This window comes from Methylobacterium platani (genome assembly GCF_001653715.1).
Lineage (GTDB): Bacteria > Pseudomonadota > Alphaproteobacteria > Rhizobiales > Beijerinckiaceae > Methylobacterium > Methylobacterium platani.
The window spans coordinates 1,817-3,095 of record NZ_LWHQ01000124.1 but is presented as its reverse complement, the minus strand read 5'-3'; the positions used below and the strand labels follow the sequence as shown (position 1 = coordinate 3,095).

At 70.0% G+C, this 1,279-nt stretch carries 1 protein-coding gene and 1 pseudogene; both read right to left on the bottom strand.

Going from position 1 to position 1,279, the window contains the following annotated elements; genetic code table 11:
* Positions 1–973, bottom strand: a 973-nt coding sequence (locus tag A5481_RS35580; protein WP_245298689.1) for a branched-chain amino acid ABC transporter permease, incomplete at its 3' end; no start/stop codon positions are given.
* A 30-nt stretch (positions 974–1,003) separates the two neighbouring features.
* Positions 1,004–1,279 (bottom strand): annotated as a pseudogene (locus A5481_RS35575) (transporter substrate-binding protein); the annotation flags it as partial.

Genomic DNA, 1,279 nt, shown 5'->3' with positions numbered 1-1,279 from the left:
CCGCCAGCCCGGCGAGCAGGCTTTCCGCCGGACGGAAGCGGCGCAAGCCCGGGATGCCCTCCGGCGGCATCACCCGGCCCGAGGCGGCCTCGGGCCGGCCGAACAGGCCCCAGGGCTTGACCACCAGCACCACCGCCATCAGGGCGAAGACCAGGACCAGCGTCACCTTCGGGAAGATCAGGATGCCGAAGGCCTGGAGCTGGCCGATGATCAGCGCGGCCACGAAGGCGCCCGGCACCGAGCCCATGCCGCCGATCACCGTGACCACGAAGGCGTCGGTGATGACCGAGAGGTCCATGTGGGCGTTGGCCGGGATGCGCGGGATCTGGAGCGCGCCGCCGAGCCCCGCGAGGCTGGCGCCGAGGAACAGCGTCAGGGTGAACAGCCGCGCCTGGTTGACGCCGAGCGCGCCGACCATCTCGCGGTCCTGCGTGGCGGCCCGGATCAGCACGCCGAAGCGGGTGCGGTGCATGAGGAGCCAGAGGAGACCCAGCACCAGGGGGCCGACCGCGATCAGCACCAGCTCGTAGGCGGGGAAGCGCTGGCCTAAGATCTCGACGCCGTGGCGCAGCGAGGGCGCGCGGGGGCCGGCGATGTCGACCGGGCCCCAGACCTTGAGCACCAGGTCCTCGACGATCAGAACCACGCCGAAGGTCGCGAGCAGCTGGAACAGCTCCGGCACCCGGTAGATGCGGCGCAAGAGCAGCACCTCGACCGCGACGCCGATCACGCCGACGAGGAGGGCGGAGATGAGCACCCCGAGGAAGAACGCGGCGGGGGAATAGGACAGGTCGAGGAGCCGCGGCACGATCGTGACCGCGATGTATGCCCCCAGCATGTAGAACGAGCCGTGGGCGAAGTTCACGATCCGGGTGACGCCGAACACGATCGTCAGCCCGGAGGCGATCACGAACAGCGACGAGGCGCTGGCGAGACCGGAGAGGGCCTGGAGGACGAGGAAGGACGGGTCCATGGGCCTTACGCTCCGGCGCGTGTCAGAAGATCAGGCCTTGCGGACCGCCTTCACCTCGGCCTCGGGGAACATGTAGTTCGCCCCGTCGGCGTAGCGGACCTTCTTCATCGTGCCCTGGCGCCCGTTCAGCGCCGTCTCGCCGATCCAGGCCCCGAGGGTCGACTGGTGATCGAGCGCCCGCATCGTCACCGGGCCGGCGATGGTCTGGGAGGTCAGGCCCTCGAGCGCCGCGATCATCGCCTCGGTCTCGGTCGAGCCCGCCTTCTCCAGCATGTCGCGGATCATGCCGACGACGACGTATCCCAA